This window comes from Pseudomonas sp. 478 (assembly GCF_003254125.1).
In the GTDB taxonomy this organism is placed as follows: Bacteria; Pseudomonadota; Gammaproteobacteria; order Pseudomonadales; family Pseudomonadaceae; genus Aquipseudomonas.
Window position 1 is genome coordinate 1 of record NZ_QKZG01000029.1, and the last position, 1188, is coordinate 1188.

Consider the following 1188-nt stretch of genomic DNA (forward strand, 5'->3'; position numbering starts at 1 on the left):
CGGCCATAGTGGGTGATAGCCCTGTACGCGAAAATCTCTTAGTCATGAAATCGAGTAGGACGGAGCACGAGAAACTTTGTCTGAATATGGGGGGACCATCCTCCAAGGCTAAATACTACTGACTGACCGATAGTGAACTAGTACCGTGAGGGAAAGGCGAAAAGAACCCCGGAGAGGGGAGTGAAATAGATCCTGAAACCGTATGCGTACAAGCAGTGGGAGCCCACTTTGTTGGGTGACTGCGTACCTTTTGTATAATGGGTCAGCGACTTATTTTCAGTGGCGAGCTTAACCGAATAGGGGAGGCGTAGCGAAAGCGAGTCTTAATAGGGCGTCTAGTCGCTGGGAATAGACCCGAAACCGGGCGATCTATCCATGGGCAGGTTGAAGGTTGGGTAACACTAACTGGAGGACCGAACCGACTACCGTTGAAAAGTTAGCGGATGACCTGTGGATCGGAGTGAAAGGCTAATCAAGCTCGGAGATAGCTGGTTCTCCTCGAAAGCTATTTAGGTAGCGCCTCATGTATCACTGTAGGGGGTAGAGCACTGTTTCGGCTAGGGGGTCATCCCGACTTACCAAACCGATGCAAACTCCGAATACCTACAAGTGCCGAGCATGGGAGACACACGGCGGGTGCTAACGTCCGTCGTGAAAAGGGAAACAACCCAGACCGTCAGCTAAGGTCCCAAAGTTATGGTTAAGTGGGAAACGATGTGGGAAGGCTTAGACAGCTAGGAGGTTGGCTTAGAAGCAGCCACCCTTTAAAGAAAGCGTAATAGCTCACTAGTCGAGTCGGCCTGCGCGGAAGATGTAACGGGGCTCAAACCATACACCGAAGCTACGGGTATCACTTAGGTGATGCGGTAGAGGAGCGTTCTGTAAGCCTGTGAAGGTGAGTTGAGAAGCTTGCTGGAGGTATCAGAAGTGCGAATGCTGACATGAGTAACGACAATGGGTGTGAAAAACACCCACGCCGAAAGACCAAGGTTTCCTGCGCAACGTTAATCGACGCAGGGTTAGTCGGTCCCTAAGGCGAGGCTGAAAAGCGTAGTCGATGGAAAACAGGTTAATATTCCTGTACTTCTGGTTATTGCGATGGAGGGACGGAGAAGGCTAGGCCAGCTTGGCGTTGGTTGTCCAAGTTTAAGGTGGTAGGCTGGAATCTTAGGTAAATCCGGGATTCTA

The 1188-nt window shown here is 50.9% G+C and carries 1 rRNA gene (only partly in view); it reads left to right on the forward strand.

Features of this window, described 5'->3' with window-relative positions:
* Nucleotides 1–1188, forward strand: a 23S ribosomal RNA gene (locus tag DFS28_RS30330) (its annotated part continues 1495 nt past the right edge of the window); the annotation flags it as partial.